General features: G+C 36.3%; 21 protein-coding genes. 9 read left to right on the top strand and 12 right to left on the bottom strand.

Annotated elements, in window-relative coordinates; all coding sequences use genetic code 11:
• Window positions 1-222: 222 nt before the first annotated feature.
• Window positions 223-1,206, bottom strand: a complete 984-nt coding sequence (locus ABN256_RS03110) for a sugar-binding transcriptional regulator (protein WP_115349905.1) — start codon at window positions 1,204-1,206, stop codon at window positions 223-225.
• Between the two features lie 371 nt (window positions 1,207-1,577).
• On the opposite strand from ABN256_RS03110, the gene cutA reads away from it, so the two are divergent.
• Complete coding sequence (cutA, locus tag ABN256_RS03115) at window positions 1,578-1,886, top strand: divalent-cation tolerance protein CutA (protein WP_196554081.1); 309 nt, start codon at window positions 1,578-1,580, stop codon at window positions 1,884-1,886.
• 389 nt (window positions 1,887-2,275) lie between these two features.
• Window positions 2,276-2,509, top strand: coding sequence for a stationary-phase-induced ribosome-associated protein (gene sra / locus ABN256_RS03120; protein WP_196554080.1), 234 nt, complete (start codon window positions 2,276-2,278; stop codon window positions 2,507-2,509).
• A 122-nt stretch (window positions 2,510-2,631) separates the two neighbouring features.
• Here the strand turns inward: sra and ABN256_RS03125 are convergent, their stop codons facing one another.
• Window positions 2,632-3,687 carry a DNA polymerase beta superfamily protein gene (locus ABN256_RS03125; RefSeq protein ID WP_349439099.1) on the bottom strand — a complete coding sequence of 352 codons (1,056 nt, stop codon included), beginning with the start codon at window positions 3,685-3,687 and terminating at the stop codon, window positions 2,632-2,634.
• Window positions 3,671-4,450, bottom strand: coding sequence for a nucleotidyltransferase domain-containing protein (locus ABN256_RS03130; protein WP_349439100.1), 780 nt, complete (start codon window positions 4,448-4,450; stop codon window positions 3,671-3,673). The genes ABN256_RS03125 and ABN256_RS03130 overlap by 17 nt, the downstream gene beginning before the upstream one ends.
• Before the next feature lie 730 nt (window positions 4,451-5,180).
• Here ABN256_RS03130 and ABN256_RS03135 point away from each other — a divergent pair.
• Both ABN256_RS03135 and ABN256_RS03140 read left to right on the top strand, forming a co-directional pair.
• Complete coding sequence (locus tag ABN256_RS03135) at window positions 5,181-5,537, top strand: hypothetical protein (RefSeq protein WP_349439102.1); 357 nt, start codon at window positions 5,181-5,183, stop codon at window positions 5,535-5,537.
• A gap of 239 nt (window positions 5,538-5,776) precedes the next feature.
• Complete coding sequence (locus ABN256_RS03140; protein ID WP_349439103.1) at window positions 5,777-6,103, top strand: hypothetical protein; 327 nt, start codon at window positions 5,777-5,779, stop codon at window positions 6,101-6,103.
• Window positions 6,104-6,208: 105 nt separating this feature from the next.
• Here ABN256_RS03140 and guaA read toward each other — a convergent pair whose 3' ends face one another.
• Both guaA and guaB read right to left on the bottom strand, forming a co-directional pair.
• Window positions 6,209-7,786 carry a glutamine-hydrolyzing GMP synthase gene (gene guaA / locus ABN256_RS03145; RefSeq protein WP_196554075.1) on the bottom strand — a complete coding sequence of 526 codons (1,578 nt, stop codon included), beginning with the start codon at window positions 7,784-7,786 and terminating at the stop codon, window positions 6,209-6,211.
• Between the two features lie 83 nt (window positions 7,787-7,869).
• Entirely contained in the window at window positions 7,870-9,336 is a 1,467-nt protein-coding gene (guaB, locus tag ABN256_RS03150) for an IMP dehydrogenase (protein WP_072068398.1), read from the bottom strand.
• A gap of 169 nt (window positions 9,337-9,505) precedes the next feature.
• On the opposite strand from guaB, the gene xseA reads away from it, so the two are divergent.
• Window positions 9,506-10,888 carry an exodeoxyribonuclease VII large subunit gene (xseA, locus tag ABN256_RS03155; RefSeq protein ID WP_196554074.1) on the top strand — a complete coding sequence of 461 codons (1,383 nt, stop codon included), beginning with the start codon at window positions 9,506-9,508 and terminating at the stop codon, window positions 10,886-10,888.
• Window positions 10,889-10,997: 109 nt separating this feature from the next.
• Here the strand turns inward: xseA and ABN256_RS03160 are convergent, their stop codons facing one another.
• The 5 genes from ABN256_RS03160 to maeB all read right to left on the bottom strand — a co-directional run bounded on the left by ABN256_RS03160 (window position 10,998) and on the right by maeB (window position 19,765).
• Window positions 10,998-13,241: a TonB-dependent receptor gene (locus ABN256_RS03160; protein WP_197269079.1), complete on the bottom strand. Its 2,244-nt coding sequence runs from the start codon at window positions 13,239-13,241 to the stop codon at window positions 10,998-11,000.
• Window positions 13,242-13,408: 167 nt separating this feature from the next.
• Window positions 13,409-15,577, bottom strand: a complete 2,169-nt coding sequence (locus tag ABN256_RS03165; RefSeq protein ID WP_349439105.1) for a S9 family peptidase — start codon at window positions 15,575-15,577, stop codon at window positions 13,409-13,411.
• Between the two features lie 28 nt (window positions 15,578-15,605).
• A complete protein-coding gene (locus ABN256_RS03170; protein ID WP_072068401.1) occupies window positions 15,606-16,415 on the bottom strand; it encodes an energy transducer TonB family protein in 810 nt (269 codons plus the stop codon).
• 18 nt (window positions 16,416-16,433) lie between these two features.
• Window positions 16,434-17,303, bottom strand: a complete 870-nt coding sequence (locus tag ABN256_RS03175) for a ChaN family lipoprotein (protein ID WP_349439107.1) — start codon at window positions 17,301-17,303, stop codon at window positions 16,434-16,436.
• 179 nt (window positions 17,304-17,482) lie between these two features.
• The gene (gene maeB / locus ABN256_RS03180) at window positions 17,483-19,765 is read right to left on the bottom strand and encodes an NADP-dependent oxaloacetate-decarboxylating malate dehydrogenase (RefSeq protein WP_072068403.1); all 2,283 of its coding nucleotides are present in this window, start codon (window positions 19,763-19,765) and stop codon (window positions 17,483-17,485) included.
• Window positions 19,766-20,525: 760 nt separating this feature from the next.
• Here maeB and ABN256_RS03185 point away from each other — a divergent pair.
• The gene (locus ABN256_RS03185; RefSeq protein ID WP_072068404.1) at window positions 20,526-21,149 is read left to right on the top strand and encodes a response regulator; all 624 of its coding nucleotides are present in this window, start codon (window positions 20,526-20,528) and stop codon (window positions 21,147-21,149) included.
• A gap of 78 nt (window positions 21,150-21,227) precedes the next feature.
• On the opposite strand, the gene ABN256_RS03190 is transcribed toward ABN256_RS03185, so the two are convergent.
• On the bottom strand, window positions 21,228-21,788 hold the full coding sequence (locus tag ABN256_RS03190) for an SEN1982 family lipoprotein (RefSeq protein ID WP_072068405.1): 561 nt from the start codon (window positions 21,786-21,788) through the stop codon (window positions 21,228-21,230).
• Between the two features lie 206 nt (window positions 21,789-21,994).
• On the opposite strand from ABN256_RS03190, the gene ABN256_RS03195 reads away from it, so the two are divergent.
• From ABN256_RS03195 to ABN256_RS03205, 3 genes are read left to right on the top strand one after another with little or no spacing between them, the layout of a single operon-like run.
• On the top strand, window positions 21,995-22,366 hold the full coding sequence (locus ABN256_RS03195) for an ArsC family reductase (protein WP_072068406.1): 372 nt from the start codon (window positions 21,995-21,997) through the stop codon (window positions 22,364-22,366).
• Between the two features lie 5 nt (window positions 22,367-22,371).
• A complete protein-coding gene (dapE, locus tag ABN256_RS03200) occupies window positions 22,372-23,502 on the top strand; it encodes a succinyl-diaminopimelate desuccinylase (protein WP_072068407.1) in 1,131 nt (376 codons plus the stop codon).
• The gene (locus tag ABN256_RS03205) at window positions 23,499-24,167 is read left to right on the top strand and encodes a M15 family metallopeptidase (protein WP_349439109.1); all 669 of its coding nucleotides are present in this window, start codon (window positions 23,499-23,501) and stop codon (window positions 24,165-24,167) included. The genes dapE and ABN256_RS03205 overlap by 4 nt, the downstream gene beginning before the upstream one ends.
• A gap of 2 nt (window positions 24,168-24,169) precedes the next feature.
• On the opposite strand, the gene ABN256_RS03210 is transcribed toward ABN256_RS03205, so the two are convergent.
• Window positions 24,170-24,553, bottom strand: coding sequence for a DUF454 family protein (locus tag ABN256_RS03210; protein WP_072068409.1), 384 nt, complete (start codon window positions 24,551-24,553; stop codon window positions 24,170-24,172).
• Between the last annotated feature and the right edge of the window lie 69 nt (window positions 24,554-24,622).

Consider the following 24,622-nt stretch of genomic DNA (forward strand, 5'->3'; position numbering starts at 1 on the left):
TTTTTTATATAATGAATGATATAAGAGTTTAAGGCAAGAGGCTCATATAAAAAAAGAGAAAAATGTTAACAACTTATCATTTTTACCCTTTTATTTATCTGTGAGTTTTACAAAAGAAGCTGATCAAAATAAACACTTTAATATATTCATTTTTATCAGAAATAAGTAGATTATAAAATAGTAACTCGCCAACAAATCCCCGTCTTCACGAGGATTTAATTATTAGCTTTCCAACTCTAATAGTGCCAAGGCGGTCACTTCATCAATGACAATATCAGTAGCGTAACCTCCTTTTATCACCCCTATTGTTGCTTGAATATTTTCCACACCTCCGGCGATAAAGAGTCGCTGCGGTATTTGTCTTAACTGAGCTAAGCTTATTCCCATTATCCTAAGGTCAATATCAGAAACCAAAGGATTGCCTTGCGCATCATAAAAGCGCCCGCAAATTACCCCTACAGCACCCAAATCACGGTATTGCGCCATTTCACCACTGGTTAACACACCAGTTGTCACAAGAGGATTATCATCCAATGTATTACCCACAACAAAAAGTGCCTTATTACATTGATTTAGCGCTGAAAAATTACGTCTAATAATAGGCTCCGCTTGAAGCTCCATTGCTAAACGAGCACTCGAAACGACAGCAGGTACATGTAAATTAATACTGCATCCTGATAATTTATTTGCAATTAACGCAGCCGCTTCTGCCGTTTTAAAATCAGGTTGTGGCGCGACAGCCCCTATCATTTGTAGTACGGTGACATTCTTTAGTGATTTGGGTGGAAGATAATTACCTAACTTATAAATTGTTCGTCCCCAAGCGACACCTAAAATATCATCATCACCCATTATTTGAGAAAGATACATCGCCCCTGCTTTCGCTAGTCTTTCTCTGTTCATATTTAATGTATGTTGCGATTTATTTTTTTCTTCATCAGGTAAAATAAGCACATTATTCAGATCGAATTTTGCTTTTATTCTAATTGCATAATCAATCGTAGAAAATACTGATGAATCTAAGCTAATATTTACGAATCCTTTTTCTCTAGCTAAATGCAAATATTTCACGACTGTGACTCGGGAAACACCCATAATATTTGCAACTTCACTTTGACTGAGTCCGTCCTGATAGTAAAGCCACGCAGCATAGAGAACGGGATCATTATCAAATAAACTCGCGTTCTTTAGCGAATTATTATCCATTTTAAACCCCACAAATTTTTATAAATCTTTTGACTAATTAATTTATTTTATATTAGAGATATTATTGAAGATAAAAATATCTTTGCTTAAATTAAGCCTTATAACACAAATAGATACATTCTATTAATCTACTAATAATATCGGCACCCTGATATTTTTCTTTACTACAAGAACCTCATAATACGTAAAAAGCCCTTAATAATGCCGTAAACGGTTCATAACGAGAAAGTTTTTTTTGAAAATACCGTTTTATTTCGAGAAAAATAAAAATATTAGCTTTAAGTTTTAAAAAGTTTTATTTTGGTAAAATAAAAATCACCCAAACCTTATCATCAATGTTAATAAATAGATTAATATCAAAAGGAAAAGTAATGATAATCGCATACTCAACCGCACCAAATGAAATGATTGCTAATGAAATCGCTCACTATCTCATCAATGCAAAACTGGCTGCCTGTGTAAATCTGATACCCCATGTAAAATCGATTTATCGTTGGAATAACGAAGTTATTGAAGATAGTGAAGTGCTCATGATGATTAAATCCGAAAAAAGCAAACAACAGGTTTTAATTGATGCGCTTGCCGAAATACATCCTTATGACACTCCTGAGGTTATTATAATACCGATTGAAAATGGTTTTAAAGGTTATCTTAATTGGATATACCAATCGTTGAATTAAAATAAGATTAGCTTTCATAGCGATTTTTTAAATTATTTTTACGGGGGTGATAATAATTTGTAAATAAAAACACATTAGCATCTCAATTCTTAGACAAGTGTAGTTACGTTAATATTAAATATATTTTCTTATTATCAATGAGCATCTTTAAATATTTATATATAAGTAATTATATGCATTCAATCTTTTATAGAAACAATCTTGAATATTATCTTGTTTATAAAAAATCATGAAAAATAATTATTTTATATTTTCATTCTCTATTTTTTAAAAACAGGAGATAAACAGTCTTAAATTCTAATTTAATGAATTTACCAACATCTTATTCTCGTTGTTATCTGCTATACTCAATACGCTTTCTCTAAATTACACATGAAAAGGAGTGAGTTGTGAAAACAAACAGAGTCGCAAGACGTATTTTAGGTTTACCTTATAATTTAAGTCGGTCTAAAAAGAAAGTGCGTTTTTCCATTATTGCCTCTACTGATGCGGAGAACTTACCTACTGAGCTAAAAAATATGGCTCTAGTCTGTTTAAAGCAAGATTTTAGAAAAAAAGCAGAGAATAAACGTATATATATGAAGCTGACAGATGCTTACCCAGAGTATCTTGCGACTAATTAAATTTTTATACGTTAACGCTATTTTATAAATAGTTATTAGACTAATTTATAACTAAATTATTAATAAATAGCATATCCCTTACATTATGTAAGGGATATTAAGCTCTTGATTAATTTATTCATCTATAGTTTATAAAGTTCTTTTCTGATATTTACCAGTGCTGATTTTGCTGATTGATAATTAATTTCTTCAGGTAAACAACTTAATTTAAATGCATTTTGAATATCTCTTATCAGAATTTCGCTACGCCGTAATAATTCATCATAACTAAATTGACCGGATTTAATTGCTAATAATTCATCTCTATTATCACACCAAACTTTTACTTTATTTTCTTGTGCAATACCTAATGCAACATACAACAATCTAAATGTATGCATCATATTTTTACTATCGTAACTTCGCCCGTGATCAATATTTTGCTGGTAACGTGCATCATTACGTTGCTCAACCCACTGCCAGTAATCGTGGTATTGCTTACGATATGCGCTATACCCTTCCTTATTAAAACTCAGATAACCCTGTACTTTAGCTTCTTTTGGAATACTGCTTAACAATACATCATTGCTATTCTCTTTTTTAATGATCCCCTGAAAAAGAGAAGTATTATCATAATACATTGCATATAAATCTTGAGCATGAGCTAATTTAGCTAACCCCAGTTGCTCTTGTTTCCAGTGACGGCGATCTAACCAAGAATTAACTTGTATTGTTTTTCCACCTTCAATTACATAACAAAAATCTAGAATAGTCTTTAATTGCTTTTCGACTGGATTGACGATCTTTTTATTTAATCCTTGAGATTTCTTAATTTGTCCTTCAGCGTAATGAACAAATGTTTGAATGCAGGTTTTAGATAAAAACCACTCTGGCTTTATTAATGACATTAATGGGTGTCGATAAATAACGACTTGTTCTGGTGAATTCAATAGTTCTAAAATATTTGGATTAGAAGCACATAACAATTCAATAAATCGACCAAGTTCATAATAGACTATATCATTGGTTTTATTGCTAACTTGTGGTGTGTACTCCAATCCATAGAAAAGATCTTTAGGGAGGTAAAACACGCCTTTAATATCTGTATCCGATGTTTCTGTCGCAAGATTATGCGAACGGCTTCCTGCAATGCTTTCAAATAAAAGGTAAGGCTTTATGTCTTCAATTGTCAGTTTCATCTAATTTTTTCCTAAACCAATTATTTAAAACATCATTGTCTGGTATTTCTCGCTTTGCTAATTGCACATCTGTTTCTTGCCATAAAAAAAGGATTAGATGTTGCATCGTTTCCGTTGGTATCCAAGTAAAATACTCATCTTTGTCTGATTTAAACTCCACTAATTCTTTGATAGCTTTTTGTTCTTCGATAGTTAAAATTTTTATCAGCTTATCCAATTCCATAGGCGGAATGTTGCTCGTTTTCACTGTCCAATAAGCGGATAAAAGAGAGCGTAGCATATAGAACCATTTTTTTAATTTTATTGGTTTTGCACTAATCTCATTTTTAGCGTTATTTTCAGGAGAATATCCACTCACAACTTTAGCAATTCCTCTGTAATGATGAACAATCACTTTTGGTTGATAATAGAGTTTTGCAAACTCAAATAACTCTTTTTGAACATTAGGATATTGTTGATAAATTATTGGCGATTGGAGCCACTCTAATAATATACAATTCGATTTACGTAATAAATGTAGAGCTTTGGTAATATCCCAAGCGCCTACATCAAACCAGCTATTTTCTATCCATTCGAAGGTTTCTTTAGGTTTATCAATAGAAAGATAAGCATTGCGAGGCTGTATAAAAATACCTCTCACATCATAATCACTATCTGTTGAGGCAAATCCCCAAGCTCGACTACCACTTTCAGCAACATAGAGTAGTTTTACCTGATACTCTTGCTCTATCTGTGGAAGTTTTTTTAAAATCTCATTATGCATGATGTCCTTATCTCCTATTTGTATTTTTATTTGAATTCTATTATTAACATACTTATGTTAGATTAGACAATCTGTATGAAATTTAATTATGTATTTAGCATGATATACGAATAAATACTTGCTTAATTTTCATAACATATGTAAAAACAATACGACTAAACTTTTACCATTAAGTAATATATTATGCCTATTCTTTATTCATCAGGATTAAGTAATCTAGAAATTTCCATATTAGAATCAAATTATTCAATATCACTCCCTCATGATTATAAATTATTTTTAACAACTTATAATGGTTATAGGATCTCATCACCTGATTATTGTGATTTGCCTTACGATAACGTGGATGATGGCTTTATTACTTTTGATGTTCTTTTCGGTTCAAAGATATTAAGCTTATCTTTATGATTTTTTTATTAATAGATTAAAACTGTCATTAAAATTAACACTTTTACTGAAAAATATATTATTACAAGATTTAAAATTCAAATAATTTTTTTATAAATATACTTTTAGCTAAAAAACATATCACTTCTCCATACTTATTAATAATAAAATAAAGCATAACAACTCAAATAAAAAACATCATACATTGTTATGGTTATTGTCAATATTATAATCATTTATTGTTTGACATTACCCTAAGGTTAAGCCTGACAATACATATTATTATTTTGTTTTTCGTTTAATAAAGCAAAAGTGTAATACGTCAAATTTTAAGGGATTTACTATGCAACACGTCACATTGACTCAACGTCAATCTGTATTATCTTATACACTTGCATTTATATTTATAATAGCAATGATTGCAATAGCGTCATTTTTTGACGATCGTGAAATTATTTTACCCGAGATTGTAGCAATGGCCGTTGCTTTATGGGTGTATCGTGAACAAAACTGGATGCGTCATCCTGAAAAAATCTTTATTTGGCAAACAATTACGGCTTTATTAGGTTTTGGTATTAACTTACTATCAACCCCTTTTACGACAAAATTAATTCTCATCCTTGCAAGTATGTTACTTTTTTTCTTATTATTTCGTTATAGTCTAGCACCTGCATTAGCCACGGGTTTTTACCTATTGTAACTAACGCTACCGAAATATCTTTTATTATCTCTATATTAGTCACAACATTTATTTTAATGTTTCTTGTTATATTTGCTAAATTTAAAATAACACCTGATCGCAATGTCACTCTTCAACCTAAATTAATGGGAATATATGCAGTTATTGTATTAATTAGTATTGGAGTAGCATCTATATTTAATTATGCACATTTAGCCGTTTTACCGCCCATTGCTGTTGTTATATATGAATCGCTATATATGAAAATGTATTCTTTACGTATATTACTAAAACAAACAATAGTATTGACACTATCAGCAACAATTGGAGTACTTCTATATTTCTATGTCGTCAATTGGATTGCCGTTATTTTGCTTACTATGCCTTTAATGTGGTTATTACTTCGTCTTTTTAATATGAGAATTCCGGCTGTCTATGCATTCCCGCTATTAGCTTATGTTTTCCCACAAGAAGCATTACCATTATTGCCCATCGCATCCTTATTAGTTTCATTATTATCACTAGGATTAGTGTTAGGTTATAGAAAAATGCAAGGTACTACGATGCCCATTATGCAACAAAAATAACTGATATCGATTTTGATACTATTTGATAAACAAAAAAGCCACCAGTAACATACTGATGGCTCTTGGTTTTTTAACCTTTATCAACTATTGCTGATAAACGTTATTTTATTCCCACTCAATCGTTGCTGGTGGCTTACCACTGATATCATAGACAACACGGGAAATTCCACCCACTTCATTGATAATGCGATTAGATACACGACCTAGGAAGTCATACGGCAAATGTGCCCAATGCGCAGTCATAAAGTCCACGGTTTCAACTGCACGTAATGAAACAACCCAGTCATATTTACGACCATCACCCATTACACCAACTGAACGCACAGGTAAGAAAACGGTAAATGCTTGGCTTACTTTGTTATATAAGTCAGCTTTATGTAGTTCTTCAATAAAGATAGCATCAGCACGACGCAATAAATCACAGTACTCTTTTTTGATCTCACCTAAAACACGAACCCCTAAACCCGGACCTGGGAATGGATGACGATAAAGCATATCGTAAGGTAAACCTAACTCTAGGCCAATTTTACGCACTTCATCTTTAAACAGCTCTTTTAATGGTTCAACTAAACCCAGTTTCATGTCATCCGGTAAACCACCCACATTATGGTGTGATTTAATCACATGGGCTTTACCTGTTGCTGATGCTGCTGATTCAATAACATCTGGGTAAATAGTACCTTGTGCTAACCATTTAACTTGTGGCTGTTTGAGTGCCTCTTCATCGAAAATCTCAATAAAAGAATGGCCAATGATTTTACGTTTTTTCTCTGGATCACTTTCGCCTTTCAATGCAGTCAAGAAGCGATCTTCTGCTTCAACATGGATAATATTAAGGTCAAATTTGCCTTTAAACATTTCCATCACTTGTTCTGCTTCATTCAGACGCAGTAACCCATTATCAACAAATACGCAGGTTAAACGTTTACCAATTGCACGATTTAATAGTAATGCGGTAACAGAGGAATCAACACCACCTGATAACGCTAAAATAACGTGATCATCACCAATTTGCTCTTTTAAACGAGCAACGGTGTCTTCAATAATTGCAGCCGAAGTCCACAAAGCATCACAGCCACAGATATCTAGCACAAAACGTTTTAAAATCGCTAAACCTTGGTGTGTATGGGTCACTTCTGGGTGGAATTGAACACCATAAAAGCGTTTTTCTTCATTGGCCATAATAGCAAACGGGCAGGTTTCAGTGCTTGCTATTGTGATAAAATCTGAAGGAATAGCAGTGACTTTGTCGCCGTGACTCATCCATACATCTAATAATGGTTTGCCATCTTCACTTACTGAATCTTGAATATCGCGGAATAACGCGCAAGTCTCACGAATTTCAACTTGTGAATAACCAAATTCACGCTCACCAGAAACTTCGACATCGCCACCTAATTGCATCGACATCGTTTGCATACCATAACAAATACCTAATACAGGAACACCGGCATTAAATACGTATTCTGGTGCACGAGGGCTGTTATCTTCTGTCGTACTTTCAGGACCACCAGACAAAATAATACCATTAGGATTAAATTCACGAATTTGCTCTTCGGTTACATCCCATGCCCAGAGTTCACAATAAACACCGATTTCACGAATACGACGAGCAATAAGCTGCGTATACTGTGAACCGAAATCAAGGATAAGAATGCGATGATTATGGATATTTGCTGTCATTTGTGGTGAATTCCAAAACAGATAAAGTCATAAAGTTGAAAGGCTTGCTCAGTATTATTACAACAAGCCTTTCTCGGAATAAATTACATACCTAAGCGATAATTAGGTGATTCTTTTGTGATAGTAACATCATGAACATGGCTTTCCTGAATACCCGCACCACTGATGCGAACGAATTCAGCTTTAGTATTTAATTCTTTAATGGTTGCGCAACCTGTTAAGCCCATGCATGAACGTAAGCCACCCATTTGCTGATGAACGATAGTTTTCAATAAGCCTTTATAAGCAACACGGCCTTCAATACCTTCTGGTACTAATTTGTCTGCGGCATTATCAGTTTGGAAGTAACGGTCTGATGAACCTTTAGACATTGCACCTAATGAACCCATACCACGGTATGATTTATAAGATCGTCCTTGGAACAGTTCAATTTCACCTGGAGATTCTTCAGTACCTGCAAACATTGAACCAACCATAACGCAAGCCGCGCCCGCAGCTAATGCTTTCGCGATATCACCAGAGAAACGAATGCCACCATCAGCAATAACAGGAATGTTGCGATCTTTTAGTGCTTCTACCGCATCTGCAATAGCAGTAATTTGCGGTACACCAACGCCTGTTACGATACGTGTTGTACAAATTGAGCCTGGGCCGATACCAACTTTAACCGCACTTACACCAGCATCCGCTAATGCTAAAGCACCTTCTGCAGTTGCAACATTGCCACCAATAATAGGTAAGTTAGGATATAAAGCACGAGTATCGCGAATACGTTGTAGTACACCTTCAGAATGACCGTGAGAAGAGTCAATAAGTAAAACATCAACGCCAGCAGCAACTAATGCAGCCACGCGCTCTTCATTACCGGCACCCGCACCAACAGCTGCACCAACACGTAAACGGCCATGCTCGTCTTTACAAGCATTAGGTTTACGTTCTGCTTTTTTGAAATCTTTTACAGTGATCATACCTTTCAGGTGGAAGTGGCTATCAACCACTAACGCTTTTTCTACACGTTTCTCATGCATTTTTTGCATAACGATATCGCGTGCTTCACCTTCTTGTACTGTCACTAAGCGTTCTTTTGGCGTCATTACCGCAGTAACAGGTTGGTCTAAATCAGTTACAAAACGAACATCACGGCCAGTAATAATACCAACTAATTCGTTATCATTAGTCACAACAGGATAACCCGCAAAGCCATTGCGTTCTGTCATTGCTTGAACTTCACGCAGAGAAGTTTCTGGTGTTACGGTGATAGGATCAGTGACAACACCACTTTCATGTTTTTTCACGCGACGCACTTCTTCAGCTTGGCGTTCAATAGACATATTTTTGTGGATAAAACCAATTCCACCTTCTTGAGCTAATGCGATAGCTAAAGGCGCTTCAGTCACAGTATCCATTGCAGCAGAAAGCATAGGAACATTTAGGCGGATTGTTTCAGTCAGTTGAGTAGACAAGTCGGCAGTATTAGGAAGAACAGTGGAGTGTGCAGGAACTAACAAAACATCATCAAATGTAAGTGCTTCTTTTTTAATTCGTAACATAGCAATATCTCACCAAGGCGGCTTTTAGGAAATAGAAAATATTGCCGCGGAATTATACACACCGTAATCGGTTGCTTCTAGCTTTTTTTCAAAATTTTTATTGATCCTGCCGCGAACTTAGGTAGTATCAATAAATTAAGTCTTTGTTTTAAAATTTGATCTGGCTCACATGACACTATCAATAAACAATAATATTTTTACTGTTAGCCGTCTAAATAAGACCGTTCGCCAATTATTAGAAATGGAAATGGGTCGCATTTGGATCAGCGCTGAAATTTCTAATTTTACTCAACCCTCTTCTGGTCACTGGTATTTTACGCTAAAAGATACTAACGCCCAAATTAGAGCTGCGATGTTTCGTGGTCAAAATAGCAAAGTCACTTTCCGACCTCAACATGGTCAGCAAGTCTTAGTGCGAGCAACAATCACATTGTATGAACCTCGTGGTGATTACCAACTGATTGTTGAGAGTATGCAACCTGCTGGTGACGGGCTTTTACAACAGCAGTTTGAGCTATTAAAACAAAAACTCAGTGCAGAAGGTTTATTTGATGCTATCCATAAAAACCCCCTACCATCACCTGCAAAACAAATTGGTGTTATCACTTCATCAACAGGCGCTGCACTACACGACATTTTAAATATTCTTCGCCGTCGTGATCCATCTTTACCTGTGCTTATCTATCCAACGGCAGTCCAAGGTGCTGAAGCACCTATGCAAATTGTTCGTGCTATTGAACTTGCTAACCGTCGTAAAGAGTGCGACGTCTTAATTGTTGGCCGTGGCGGTGGTTCATTAGAAGATCTCTGGGCATTTAATGATGAACGCGTCGCTCGCGCTATTTTTGCCAGTAAAATTCCTATTGTAAGTGCTGTTGGTCATGAAACTGATGTGACTATCGCTGATTTTATTGCTGACCTTAGGGCGCCAACACCTTCTGCAGCAGCAGAACTCATCAGCCGTAACAAGCTTGAGCTATTGCGCCAATTGCAATCACAACAACAACGCCTTGAAATGGCAATGGATTATTACTTAGCGAAAAAATTACGCGCAATAACACAACTTCATCATCGCTTACAGCAACAGCATCCTCATTTACGTCTTGCCCGTCAGCAAAATGTATTGTCTTCAACACAACAGCGTTTAGTTTCTAGTTTTCAGCGACTATTACAAGCCAAACAACATCAACAAATACAACTACAAAAACGCCTTAATTACCAAGAGCCTAGTTCCCAAATTCAAGCATTACTTCGTCAACAACAACTGTTGATTTACCGTATGCGAGAAAGTATTGCACAGCAACTATCCCGTCAACGTGAACAGTTCGCTATTAGTTGTTCTCGCTTAGAAAGTGTGAGTCCTCTCGCAACACTTTCTCGCGGTTACAGTATTAGTGAAACAGAATCTGGAGAAGTGCTGAAAAACACCAAACAAGTGAAAGTGGGCGACCCATTAAAAACGCGTGTTGAAGATGGTTGGATCACCAGTGAAGTAGTGAAAACACAAAAAATTAGAGCAAAACGTAAAATAACTGCTAAAAATAACGATTAAGTTAAACCAAGTAATTTAAGCTTTATATAAATATAAAAGAAAAACGGCATCAAAATAATATTGGTGCCGTTTTTTATTATCTATATATTAAGATAATCATTACGTTATATTAAAAACGCACTTCTCCTGCAAAAAGGTAGCTTCGTCCTCGAGCAGTTTGAGTATTACTTCCAGGCTCTTGCATCATTGGCGCTGAATTACTTCTATCAAGCGCATTAGAATAGTTTTTATTCATTAAGTTATGCACTGCAAATTTCAAAGAAATATTCTTATTAATTTTGTAATTACTATAAAGATCAATAACCGTTGGAATATTATCTTGTTGCACCATAGGGACTTTGCCCGTATCAAAATCAACACCTTCAGGTGAAGATTTACGTGATTTTCCTGTGATTTGGATCACAGTACCTAGTTCTAATGACTGGTCATCAAAGAAGCGAACACCGGTATCAATAGAGGCATAATATTTAGGTAACTCAGAGGCTGGAGTTTGCCCAAAATCGGTGCTGGCAATCGAAGTCGGTTGAGATGTACGCTGATCGCTATAAGAAAGGTTTGTGTAAAATACCCCTGCATCATAATTTGCTTGAAGTTCATAACCACGTAAAGTTACAGGCTCAAGGCTATTGGTATACAAGAAAATATTGCCATCATATTCAATTCCCGCATAATCCTCATCCGTTAAAGAGCCGTCATTTTTACAACGCACACCACCTTTACATACAAAATAAGAATCACTAGAGATGTAATCTTTAATTTTTGTGTGATACCACAATCCTTTAAATCGTAAACTATCACCTTCAATAATTAAATCTGGACGATAGCTATTAAAACCAATTTGAACAGTATCGGCCTTTTCACTTTTCAAAAATGGATTCATTGAAGCGCCACCTTCATTGGCAAAAAAGATCTCTTGTGAGGTAGGTGCTCTCATTGTTTGTGCATAACTGACAAACGGCTGAAATTCAGGAATAATTTCAGCGGAAAGTAACATGCCTGGATCCCAATTTCTATCATGGCGATTAATATTCATTTCACCTTCAGGGAAACAGGCAGCAGTTGGATCACAAGCAGGTTTACGCCCTTTAATATGATAATCCACATAATTTAAATTGAGATCTAACGTATAAATGTCATATTCAAATTTCATTTGTGAGAAGAAACTGGTTAAATCATTTTTTCCTTTAGGTGCAAAGGAGTTATATTCAATCATATTTTGTGATTGCCATGGATCACTAGAAGGTGCAGTAACATTACGTTTGTATTCTGTTGACATTAATTTAGAGCCCAGCGTTAATGCCATATCTAATTCACCATAATTAAAGCGACTGGTATTTTTCGCCACTAATGAATCAGATATATTTTTAGCATTTGCTTCTCGCAAACTTACAAGAGAATCGCCCTCAAACTTTTGTGATGCTTGGCTGTGGCTAAGCAGAATTTCACTATCAAATAAATCATTTAAAGGTGTATAGCGATATTTTGCATAGTAATCTTTGGCATCAATTTTGCGACGATTAAAATTGTTGTTATAAAAACGACCACTTAATTCTATTTCATGAGAATCATTCGGCTTTATATTTATTTTAGTGAGTTCTGAGTGTGGTCTCTGATTAAATTCTTTACTTGTCGCAAATTCTTCACTATTAAAACCCGCACCATTTTTATAAGACGATTCTATTTTGTGCCCACTCAATGCAAGCATTGCACCAATAGTACCATTATCATTAAATAAAGAGCGTTGTCCGGCAAAAGCGACCATGCCGTTATAACCTAATCCATTCGTACCACCAGCTGCTTTACTTCTTACACCCCATGAATTCCCTTTAAATAAGATATCCTCGACACCAATTGTTTTAAAATTGGCACTACCTGCTAAAGCATTGATACTATTTTCACCATCTTGTTGACCACGAGAAATATCAATTTTAATAATAAAATTCGGATCAATCATCGTATTAAATTGATTATAGGGTTGTGCACCATGAGCATATTGACTAGGTGATGTGCTATACATCGTTTGCGTAACACCATCCACCATCATATTAACGCGACCAAAACCACTAAGTCCGCGAATATTGACACTAACACCAGGTTGACTTACATCCATTTGAGTATACGTCCCTGGCGTTGAGCGTAATGTTTGTTCAACAGATTCGAGATTATTAATTTCACCAATAGAGCTATAAGCGCCGGGCTTTCCCAATGCTTTTTGTTCTGGTGTCTCTTTTTGTGCTGATGAAACTTTTAAACTACTAAATTGAACTGCTTTATCTGTTTCAGATGCGAGGACAAGATGATTAACACCCGAAAATAATATAAGAGTGCCAAGTATTTTCCTTGTAAATTTCATAATAAACCTATTCTTTATTTTTATTTAAATAGGCTCACGTTGCTTTATATAAAAATTAAAATAAGAAAAAACATTATTATTGTTATATAAAATTTAAATAATAGCGCTGCCTCTCTTAAAGAGAGACAGGCTAATTTTATTAAATTTATTTATTATTACTTATTAATCTAATTAATATTTTGATCTTTAAAATAGACTTTCGGTTGTTCTAACATCAGAATAAAAGCATATTCTTTTGCAGTATCACGTAAACGATTAAAACGTCCTGATTTACCACCGTGTCCTGCACTCATATTAGTATCAAGTAATAATAAATTATTATCTGTTTTTAATTCACGTAATTTAGCAACCCACTTTGCAGGCTCCCAATATTGTACTTGTGAATCATGTAATCCTGTAGTGACTAATAAATGAGGATACGCTTTCGCAACCACATTGTCGTATGGACTATAGGATTTTAAGCGGAAATAAACGTCTTTATCCGCAGGATTTCCCCACTCTTCATATTCCCCTGTCGTTAATGGAATTGAAGCATCGAGCATTGTTGTCACAACATCAACAAATGGAACTTGTGATACGACGCCACGGTATAACTCTGGCGCCATATTCACAACGGCCCCCATTAATAATCCACCCGCACTGCCGCCCATGGCATAAACGTGTTTAGGCGCTCCGTAACCTTCAGCAATTAGATATTTAGTAGCATCAATAAAGTCAGTAAAAGTATTAACTTTATGCTCCATTTTACCTTGGTTATACCAACGCTTGCCTAGTTCACCACCCCCACGCACATGCACAATTGCGTAGACAAAACCTCTGTCTAATAAACTTAAACGAGGTGAACTAAATGATGGATCAATGCTACTACCGTAAGAGCCATAACCATAAATTAAGATAGGATTTTCACCTTTCTTAAATAAGTCTTTGCGATAAACCAATGATACAGGCACTTCAACACCGTCTTGTGCTTTTACCCAAATGCGCTCACTTTCATACAAATCACGTTCAAAGCCTTTTACTTCTTGCTGTTTAAGCAGTTGCTTTTGATGTGTTTGCATATTCCATTGATAAGTTGAAGATGGTGTTGTCATGGATGTATAACCAAAGCGAAGCTCTTCACTATCTGCTTGAGGGTTAAATCCTAACCATGCCATATAAACAGGATCGTCAAATGTGACATTAGTTGATTGACCTGTTTTCCAATCAATCTGGCGCAATGATACTAGGCCTTGTTTTCTTTCTTCTACAACTAACCAGCGATTAAACAGATCAAAACCTTCTAAATCGACATCTTTTTGTGGTGCAATGACGGTTTCCCAAGGCTTATCAATTGATGCGGTTTTATAAAGACCAAACAATTCACTTTCATGATTCGAACGAATATAGAATTCGCCATTAAAATGGTCGATATCATATTCTCGGCCTTCTTGGCGTGCAGAGAAAATCACCATTGGTTTTTCTGGTGCATTTGCATCAATTAAGCGAGACTCTGACGTTGTTGAGCTTTCAATTGACACCAAAATGTAATCTTCAGATTTGCTTTTACCCATCCATGTATAAAAGCGATCGTCGTTTTCTTCAAAGATTTTAACGTCTTGTTGACGATCAGTGCCATATTGATGGCGATAAATTTGATAAGGCAGTAGCGTTTGTGGATCTTTATCAACATAAAATAGTGTTTTGCTATCATTTGCCCACACTAAATTTGCCGAGATATTCGTTAACACATTCTCTTTCCATGCGTTATCCGATAACTCTTTATAAGCTACATTATAGTTTCTTCGCCCTTCTTTATCTTCAGCAATCGCTATACGTTTATTATCTGGGCTGATAGTCAGATCACCTAATTGATAGAACTCATGCCCTTTAGCACGTTCGTTTCCATCAACAAGAACTTCCCATTCACCCTCGCTATTAACTGGTTTACGCTGATAAATAGGGAAATCTTTACCTTCTTGGTAAATAGTACGATAAGTATAGCCATTATAAATATAAGGCACAGACTCATCATTTTGAGCCATGCGGCTCACCATTTCATTAAAGAGTGTTTCTTCTAATGCCTTACCTTCTTTCATTACGGATTCGGTATAGGCATTTTCAGCATTAAGATAATCAAGCACTTTAGGATCTTTGCGTGAATCATCTCTTAGCCAATAATAATTATCGGTACGTGCATCGCCATGTTCTGTCATCACATGAGGCACTTTATTCGCTTTTGGTGGCGTCACTAGGGAGTCCTTTTGATTTTGAGCCAATGCAGGTGTTGCTGAAATTAACAAAGCCATGATCGCACTCGTTAATTGCAACGTCATCCGTTTTTTTGTTGCGACTAGCATAACGTTTTATTTCCTTTTTAACCTGTCGTTAGAACGTTAGTGTAGAAAACTCAATTGGCATTTCAACCATTATTTTACCTTTCGACAATAACTCTATAGGCGGTATCGGTAAGGGCTCAGCACGTTTGAGTACTCTTTGTGCTTCTCTATCTAAAGAACGCACGCCACTACTAAGAATTAATTCACTCGATATGACATAACCTTGTTCATCAACAATAAAGCGCACTTTAGAAATACCCGTTCTACCTTTGCTTTTTGCCTCTTCAGGATAGGCTTTATAGCGATTAAGATGCCCTTTTGTTTTAGCTTGCCATAATGCTAATGCGCTTTCTGAGCTGTCTGAATCACTGTCATAATTTGCACTAACATCATTTGATTGCTGTCTCGCCGCGGAGCGACTACTTGAAGGTGCTGATTGGCTAGACACATTTTCACTAATAATAGGTGCTGGTTTTACTGGTGATGTAACAGGTGTGACTTTAGCTGTTTGCTCTACATTGACCCTTTTTTTAGGTTTTTCGATAAGGATATCAGCATTTTCATTCACAATCAGATCAGGTTGTTTTTCAGCAATATCTTGCTCTACCTTTTTATGACTTGCCACCGCAAGTTGTTGATCCATGCCAACAACCTGTTTTTCATCACTGAGCGCTTGTACATTTTCACTCAAGCTCATCATCACAGCGAGTTCAGGCTCTTGTATTAATACCGTATTCTCTTTATTAAAATAAAAATAAGCCATGACAAAAACAGCATGTACACCGATAGCAAAAATTAAAGCTTTAGAACTACAAAGCTGGAATTTTGGCATTTGATCCATACAAGAGGAAATAAGCATAATCGTGTTATCAATAAATTAAGGTAATGCAACAGGTGTTATCCAAAGATAATCGGCATGAACTGAAGTGACATCACTTCCCTCTTCCGTCATTATCACAACAATCACGTGTTCATTCGGTGCTAAATCAGCAACATGCAAAGGAACACCCATTACCTTTGTGGCATGGAAAGAGCCTGCAATTAAAAGCGCAGGAGTAGGAGCGTTTAATAAACTTTGTGCCATTGCGCGATCTCGCAATTGCTGAATAATCGTCATTTTTTCTGCTTGCGTTTTATCAAGCGCGCCACCATGAGAAAGTTCGATGGTTTTTTGAATAAGTTGGCGAACGGATGCATCAGTTGAATGTCCCCCCTCAATAATAGGTGGTTTTTTATATGCACTAGATATTTCACTACGATCGATATTGGCAGCTAATAAAGGATAATCTGCACTTAGCCCTGCTTTAACAATATCGCCATACCATTTCCAAGGCCAACCGGAATTCCATTTTAATGCCGCCATTAGACGTTCATCCCGTAGATATTCAGAACCTGAATAACGTTTTTTCGTACTATCAACTAAGGATTGCTGACTTGGCGTTAGCATCTCTAGTAAAACCGATCCTTGAGGACGTTTTTTAGCTAATTCAGTCATTAACCAATATTCAATATCATGATGATAAGCATTGTCATGTTTCTCACCAATGATCACACGAGGTTGGTTTGCTAATCGAGCTAGCAGAGTATCTGACGTAATAGATTGCCCAGTCTGAGTATCAATGATGTTTGCCGACTGAATAATTGTCAGATCTACAGCTGATACAGGTTGCTTTTCTATCGAATGACATGCTGAAAGACTTATTAATGAAACTAGCAGTAAGATCCTTTTTGATATTGAGAAAAACATAATCATCCTATTAGTTATATATACCTATATTCAGTTGGACGCATAGGTTAATATTATTGCTAATAATTATCAATATCATTATTATATTAATTTGCATTTAATGCTTTACATAGTTTCATGAATATAAAAAAGCGCCTTAAAAAGGCGCCTTTTGTATATAATACAGCTAATTATAAGAATTAATTTTGTGATTGGGCTTGAGCCTCAACAACCGCTAATGCCACCATGTTTACGATACGACGTACTGATGCAATTGGCGTTAAAATATGAGCCGGTTTAGCGACCCCCATTAAAACTGGCCCCACTGTCACACCATCAGAACTGGTTACTCGTAATAAGTTATAGCTAATACGTGCCGCTTCCATCGTTGGCATAATAAGTAAATTCGCAGAACCTTTTAATGGACTATCAGGCATCACATCACGGCGAATAGACTCTACTAATGCAGCATCGGCATGCATTTCACCATCAATTTCTAATTCAGGTGCGCGTTGTTTGATAATTTCTAACGCTTTTCTAAGTTTGATTGATGATGGACTATCAAAGGAGCCAAAACTTGAGCGAGAAACTAGCGCAGCTTTTGGTTCAATACCAAAACGGCGAATGGTATCCGCTGCCATCAGAGTAATATCCGCCAGTTGTTCGGCAGTTGGATCTTCATTAACGTAAGTATCTGTAATGAAAGTATTACCACTTGGTAATAACAGTGCATTCATTGCTCCTGCCGTTTCCATACCTTCACGTAAACCAAATACATTTTTATAGATTTCGAAGTGCTCTGCATAGCTCCCTACTGTACCGCAAATCAAGCCATCAGCTTCACCTCTACGTACCATAATGGCACCTATAAGCGTTGGATTACCAATCATTGCGCGACGAGCTTGTTCTTGAGAGACACCTCGACGTTTCATAATTTGGTGATATTCTTGCCAATATTCTTTGAAACGTGGGTCGTTTTCATTGTTCACTACTTCAAAATCTTTGCCAGCTTGAATATGTAAACCCAGTTTTTGAATACGCATTTCAATAACACTAGGCCGACCAATTAAGATTGGAGTTGCTAAACCTAATGTAACGAGTTCTTGTGTGGCATGTAATACGCGGTTTTCTTCACCTTCAGCTAAAACAATGCGTTTTTTCTCTTTTTTCGCTTGAGAGAAAATAGGCTTCATAAATAAGTTAGTTTTATAAACAAACTCATTAAGATGTTCGATATAAACCGAGAAATCTTCAATTGGACGTGTTGCAACACCTGAATCCATGGCTGCTTTTGCAACTGCAGGTGCAATTTTTACAATCAAGCGTGGATCAAACGGTTTTGGAATAATATATTCTGGACCAAAAGAGAGCTCTTGATCACCATACGCTGAAGCGACCTCTTCGTTTTGCTCAGCCAGTGCAAGCTCTGCGATAGCATGCACACATGCGAGTTTCATCTCTTCATTAATCGCAGTCGCGCCAACGTCTAATGCACCACGGAAAATGAATGGAAAACACAATACGTTATTAACCTGATTTGGATAATCTGAACGACCCGTACAGATAATCGCGTCAGAACGCACTGCTTTTGCTAATGGCGGTAAAATTTCAGGCTCTGGATTTGCAAGCGCAAGAATAAGTGGATCGCGCGCCATTTTTTTAACCATTTCTTGTGTTAATACACCAGGCCCTGAACAACCTAAGAAAATATCGGCATTATTAATAACATCATCTAATGTACGCGTACCATTGTCTTCAATCGCATAGGCGGCTTTGGTTTCTGCCATATTAGCTTCACGACCACGGTAGATAACGCCTTTTGAGTCACATACTGTGATATTTTCACGTGTGAGTCCTAAAGCGACTAATAGATTCATACACGCGATAGAAGCTGCACCCGCCCCTGATACCACTAATTTTACTTTGCTAATATCTTTTCGAATAATACGTAAACCATTGAGGATCGCGGCAGTTGAGATAATCGCTGTACCATGTTGATCATCATGGAAAACAGGGATATTCATTCTCTCACGCAATTTTTGCTCAATATAAAAACACTCTGGTGCTTTAATATCTTCGAGGTTAATACCGCCAAAAGTAGGTTCTAATGAAGCAATAATATCAACAAGTTTATCAGGGTCCGTTTCATTAACTTCAATGTCAAAAACATCAACACCAGAAAACTTCTTAAACAAAACGCCCTTACCTTCCATTACAGGCTTACCAGCTAAGGCTCCAATATTTCCAAGTCCAAGCACTGCTGTACCATTTGAAATCACCCCAACAAGGTTACCTTTAGCGGTATAGCGATAAGCAGCTAGAGGATCGGCTGCAATTTCTAAACAAGGTGCTGCAACACCCGGCGAATAAGCTAATGCCAGATCACGTTGGGTAATTAACGGTTTTGTAGGTGTTACTGTGATTTTGCCTGGTACGGGAAATTCATGAAAATCTAGAGCGCTTTGTTTTAATTTGTCTTCCATCTTCATATCCTTTGTATCAATAGGGTAAGGGCTTCGTTAGTATAATGGTAATGGAGCGTTAAATCATGACGGCTACGACACTTTTTTCAATTTAATAAACTAGAACGCACTGATCTTTTTTGCTTATTTTTATCGCAACAAAAGCTTATAAAACAACCTACTCAGCTATTTTAGGTATTGAATGATATTAATAGTGATCACTTAAAATAAAAACAGCTATTAAAAACAGCCCTTTGGGTTCGATTAAAAGACGTTTTACTCATTTGAATACGAATGAAAATGACCATCTAAGATCAATACACTCTAGATTTATTATATACAATTAATACCTAGTTATAGGTATATTATTAACGTCATTTAATTTTCCCCACTGTAATAAACTCGAACAGAAAAAAGACAATGTTTGTTTATTATTTATCAGATATTAAATTAACATTTAAAATAATTAAATTTTTTATATTATTTAAAAAACAATAACTATTTTCGCTTGTTGATTATTTTTCAAATAGGCACATCTCCATACAACTCATTGTAACGATAAAGATTTTATAGAATTAGGTTTTTTGTTAAGCGTTTTGGTTATTTTCTTTTTTACCCGTAACAATAATTGGTGTAATATTGCCAACCGTCAATTTTATTTTCTTATTGTTTTAATAAGATGTCTGATTCTAATTTTTATTCCTCATTTGGAATTTACTTTTTTATTTTCTACTTTTGGAAAGATTACGCACATTATTATTTTTTTTTAGGGAGAGGGGTTATGCCTAGCTACTCAATTATGATAGTGGATGATCACCCTATCATGAGATATGGATTACGGCTATTGTTAGAAAAAGACAAGGATTTTGTCGTAGTAAGCGAAAGTGGCAATGCTCAAGAGGCTGTAACCGCTGCAAAACAATTAAATCCAGATTTAATTATGATGGATTTAAATCTGCAAGGGCGTTCAGGTATTGATACTATTCGAACACTTCGACGTTCTGGTTTAACATCTTACGTTCTTGTTTTATCCGTTTCTGATTCACGCAACGATGTTTATGCCGCATTGGATGCAGGCGCAAACGGTTATCTTTTAAAAGAATGTGAATTAGATATGCTGTTACTAAGCTTGCGTAAAGCGGCTGTTGGGCATCCTGTTTATAGCGAGCGTGTTTGGCAATATATTCAACTTAGACAAAACTATTCTGATCCACTTTCAGCTCTTACGAAAAGGGAGCTTGATGTCCTTCATGAAGTGTCAGTTGGTATGAAAAACAAACAAATTGCTGAAAACTTATTTATTTCTGAAGAAACAGTGAAAGTTCATATTCGTAACATTTTAAAGAAACTGCAAGTTACTTCTCGTTTAGCTGCCAGTCTTATTCTTATTAAGCACCAGTATTAAACGTTTTACCCCGACACAGGGTCGGGGTAATCAGAGTTATTATTGAATATTTTGCTTAAGTGTGTATTGAATCATTAATTACTCAATGGGAACAGGATAACTTAATACTTTAAAATGGTTATCTGGCATTTTTTCAATATTTAACTGATAAAGCTCTCGATTAATTCCATTTATGACAATATCAAGTTCACTAAAAGCAGATTGTATTTCTTCATTGGTTGCCCACGAAGGAATACCTTTTACACCATAATAGAAATAAATTTTACTTTTCCCTGATCCTATCGGTTGGATCTCTTTTATTTGGCTAATAAACAGATGGCCATAGCAGAAGTCTTGGTAAGGTTGCCACGCTTTGCGTCCTTTTTCACTGAGATTGAACACCCATTCTTCTCCATTTGCTGTTTGTTCAATCAATCCCGCCTCAACTAATGCATGCATTCTTTCTAACACCCAAGGTGCATCATCTTCATTGCTATATACAGGCCATTTCCCTTCGCCCAAACACAATAAATAATCACTGTTAAAAAAAGCTTCTAAGGCTATTTTATACTCATCAACTTTTTGACTGTCATTTTCTTCATCTGCCCAGCTAAAAGAAGAAAGTAAAAGTAATATAAGACTCAGTGAAATACTTTTCATATTCTCTTTTACCAACGGAAATCTTTATTCGTATTTGTATTACTCTACGCTACACAATTCGTTACACTAACGTGACAGTTTAATATCCGATATATTTTATAATGTAAATAGGATTTTTCACTACAACAAAAGCTGTTACTTTGGAATTGTATAACACTCATTCTCATCAATACTAATATTACGTATTGTCATATAAGGAAAATATCATGTCCACGACAAACCTGACATATACCATGTACGGCATAAAAAATTGCGATACAATCAAAAAAGCACGTAAATGGCTAGATGATAATCATGTTCCTTACGCGTTTCATGATTACCGCAAAGAGGGTTTGACGGAAGCATTATTACGCACCTTTACAGAAAATTTAGATTGGCAGACACTTGTGAATAAAAGAGGAACAACTTGGCGTCAATTATCTGATGAAGAAAAAAATGCAATCACGGATGTTACCTCCGCTATTTCACTGATGTTAGATAAACCCGCTATCATTAAGCGCCCTATTCTTGTCTCATCAGATAACCGATTTATTGTCGGTTTTAATACCAATGACTATTTAACCTTTACAGGAGCCTAATATTTATGTCCTGTCCTGTTATTGAACTTGCACAACAATTAATTTCACGTCCTTCGATAAGCCCTGACGATCAAGGTTGTCAACAATTGATTATTGATAGGCTAGCTCCTCTTGGTTTTACTATTGAAAGAATGCCTTTTGGTGAAACAGAGAATTTATGGGCTTGTCGTGGAGGTGAGGGAGAGACTCTAGCCTTTGCGGGTCATACAGATGTGGTTCCTACTGGTGATCCAGCATTATGGGAACAACCACCGTTTGAACCGTCAATACGTGATGGCATGCTTTATGGTCGCGGTGCTGCTGATATGAAAGGTTCTCTTGCAGCAATGATTATCGCAGCAGAACGTTTTGTACGTTCTTATCCCGATCATCGTGGACGACTGGCTTTTTTAATTACCTCTGATGAAGAAGCAAAAGCAGCTGATGGTACGGTAAAAGTTGTGCAATCTTTAATGTCACGTGGCGAACGGCTTGATTATTGCCTTGTCGGTGAACCCTCGAGCCAACATCAATTAGGTGATATGGTAAAAAATGGCCGCCGAGGTTCAATAACAGCGAATTTATTAATTCAAGGTGTACAAGGGCATGTTGCTTACCCTCACCTTGCAGAAAATCCTATTCATACTGCGTCCCCTTTTATTCAAGAATTAGTCAATACGGTTTGGGATGAAGGCAACGAATTTTTCCCAGCGACAACCATGCAAATTGCTAATATTCATGCGGGTACTGGCAGTAATAATGTTATTCCTGGTGAGTTGTTTATCCAATTTAATTTCCGTTTTAGCACCGCAATTACTGATGAAGAAATTCGTCAACGTACAGAGGCTTTGTTGCAAAAACACCAACTTCGTTACCATTTAGAATGGTCTTTATCTGGTCAACCTTTTATTACTGGTCAAGGTAAATTGCTTGAAGCGGTTCGTTATTCTGTCAAACATTATACCAATTTAGATCCAGAGCTCTCCACCAGCGGAGGCACTTCTGATGGGCGATTTATAGCTCAAATGGGAGCGCAAGTTGTTGAGTTAGGCCCTGTAAATGCAACTATTCACAAAGTGAATGAATGTGTTAATGCAGCAGATCTACAGCAACTTAGTCGAATTTATCAGCGAGTGATGGAGCAACTTATTTTATGATAACGCCTTTAATGCTAACAGGTCGCTCTACTGAGCATTTAGTCACTTTATCCGGTCAACACCGTTTACAATTTAATGCAGCAAAAGCCTTTTTAGCCTTGCAACAACAGGCAACAAAAGCCGGCTTTAAATTAATGCCAGCCAGTTCTTTTCGCGATTTTAATCGCCAACTAGCAATATGGAATGGTAAATTTGAAGGCACTCGTCCTGTTTTAGATGCACAAAGCAAACCAATAGATATTCATTCATTATCAGAAGGCGAACGCTGTACCGCGATTTTAAAATGGTCAGCGTTACCTGGTGCAAGTCGCCACCATTGGGGAACCGAAATTGATATTTATGATCCCTTTCGCTTGCCTGAAGGGCAATCATTACAGTTAGAACCTTGGGAGTATGAAGACGGAGGCTATTTTGCAGAGCTTAATGAGTGGTTAACAGAGAATATGTCAGCGTATGATTTTTATCGCACTTTTACTCATAAAGAGAGCGATATTGCTTACGAACCTTGGCATATCAGTTATTGGCCACTTTCTCATGAAGCCTCACTTGCTTACACACCTGAAATTCTTAAATCAGTGTTAGAAGAAGAAGATATTTATGGTAAACAATGGTTATTAGCGGATCTTGACGAGATATTTTCACGTTATATTGTTTTGCCTGAATAAAATTATTTCTCACATGGGGCTTCTTGTTGATCGTTTACAGGAAGTCTCCACATAAAAATTAACAAACAAGCTAGGATTATGAGTAATAATATTCTGACCCATAGCATCGATACTAACCACAGTGAAATCGCAAAAGTAATTAAAATCACTAAAATAGCTTTAGGTTTCGCCCCTTTAGGCATAGCGCGATAAGCTTGCCAATAACGTAAATAAGAGCCAAACCAAGAGCGGTAAAGCAACCAATGATGAAAGCGTGTTGATGAGCGTGAAAAACACCATGCAGCAAGTAATAAAAAAGGTGTTGTGGGTAATACAGGTAAAATAACACCCAGCGTGGCTAATCCAACGCATAACCAACCTGCTATAATCAATAATATCCGTTTCATACTGTACTTTTCCAACTTATGCTGTATCTGGTTATTTTATAGCGTTAAATAAAAAAGATCCTCATTCTC

It is taken from the genome of Proteus sp. fly-1008, from assembly GCF_040140305.1.
Taxonomy (GTDB): Bacteria; Pseudomonadota; Gammaproteobacteria; order Enterobacterales; family Enterobacteriaceae; genus Proteus; species Proteus vulgaris_B.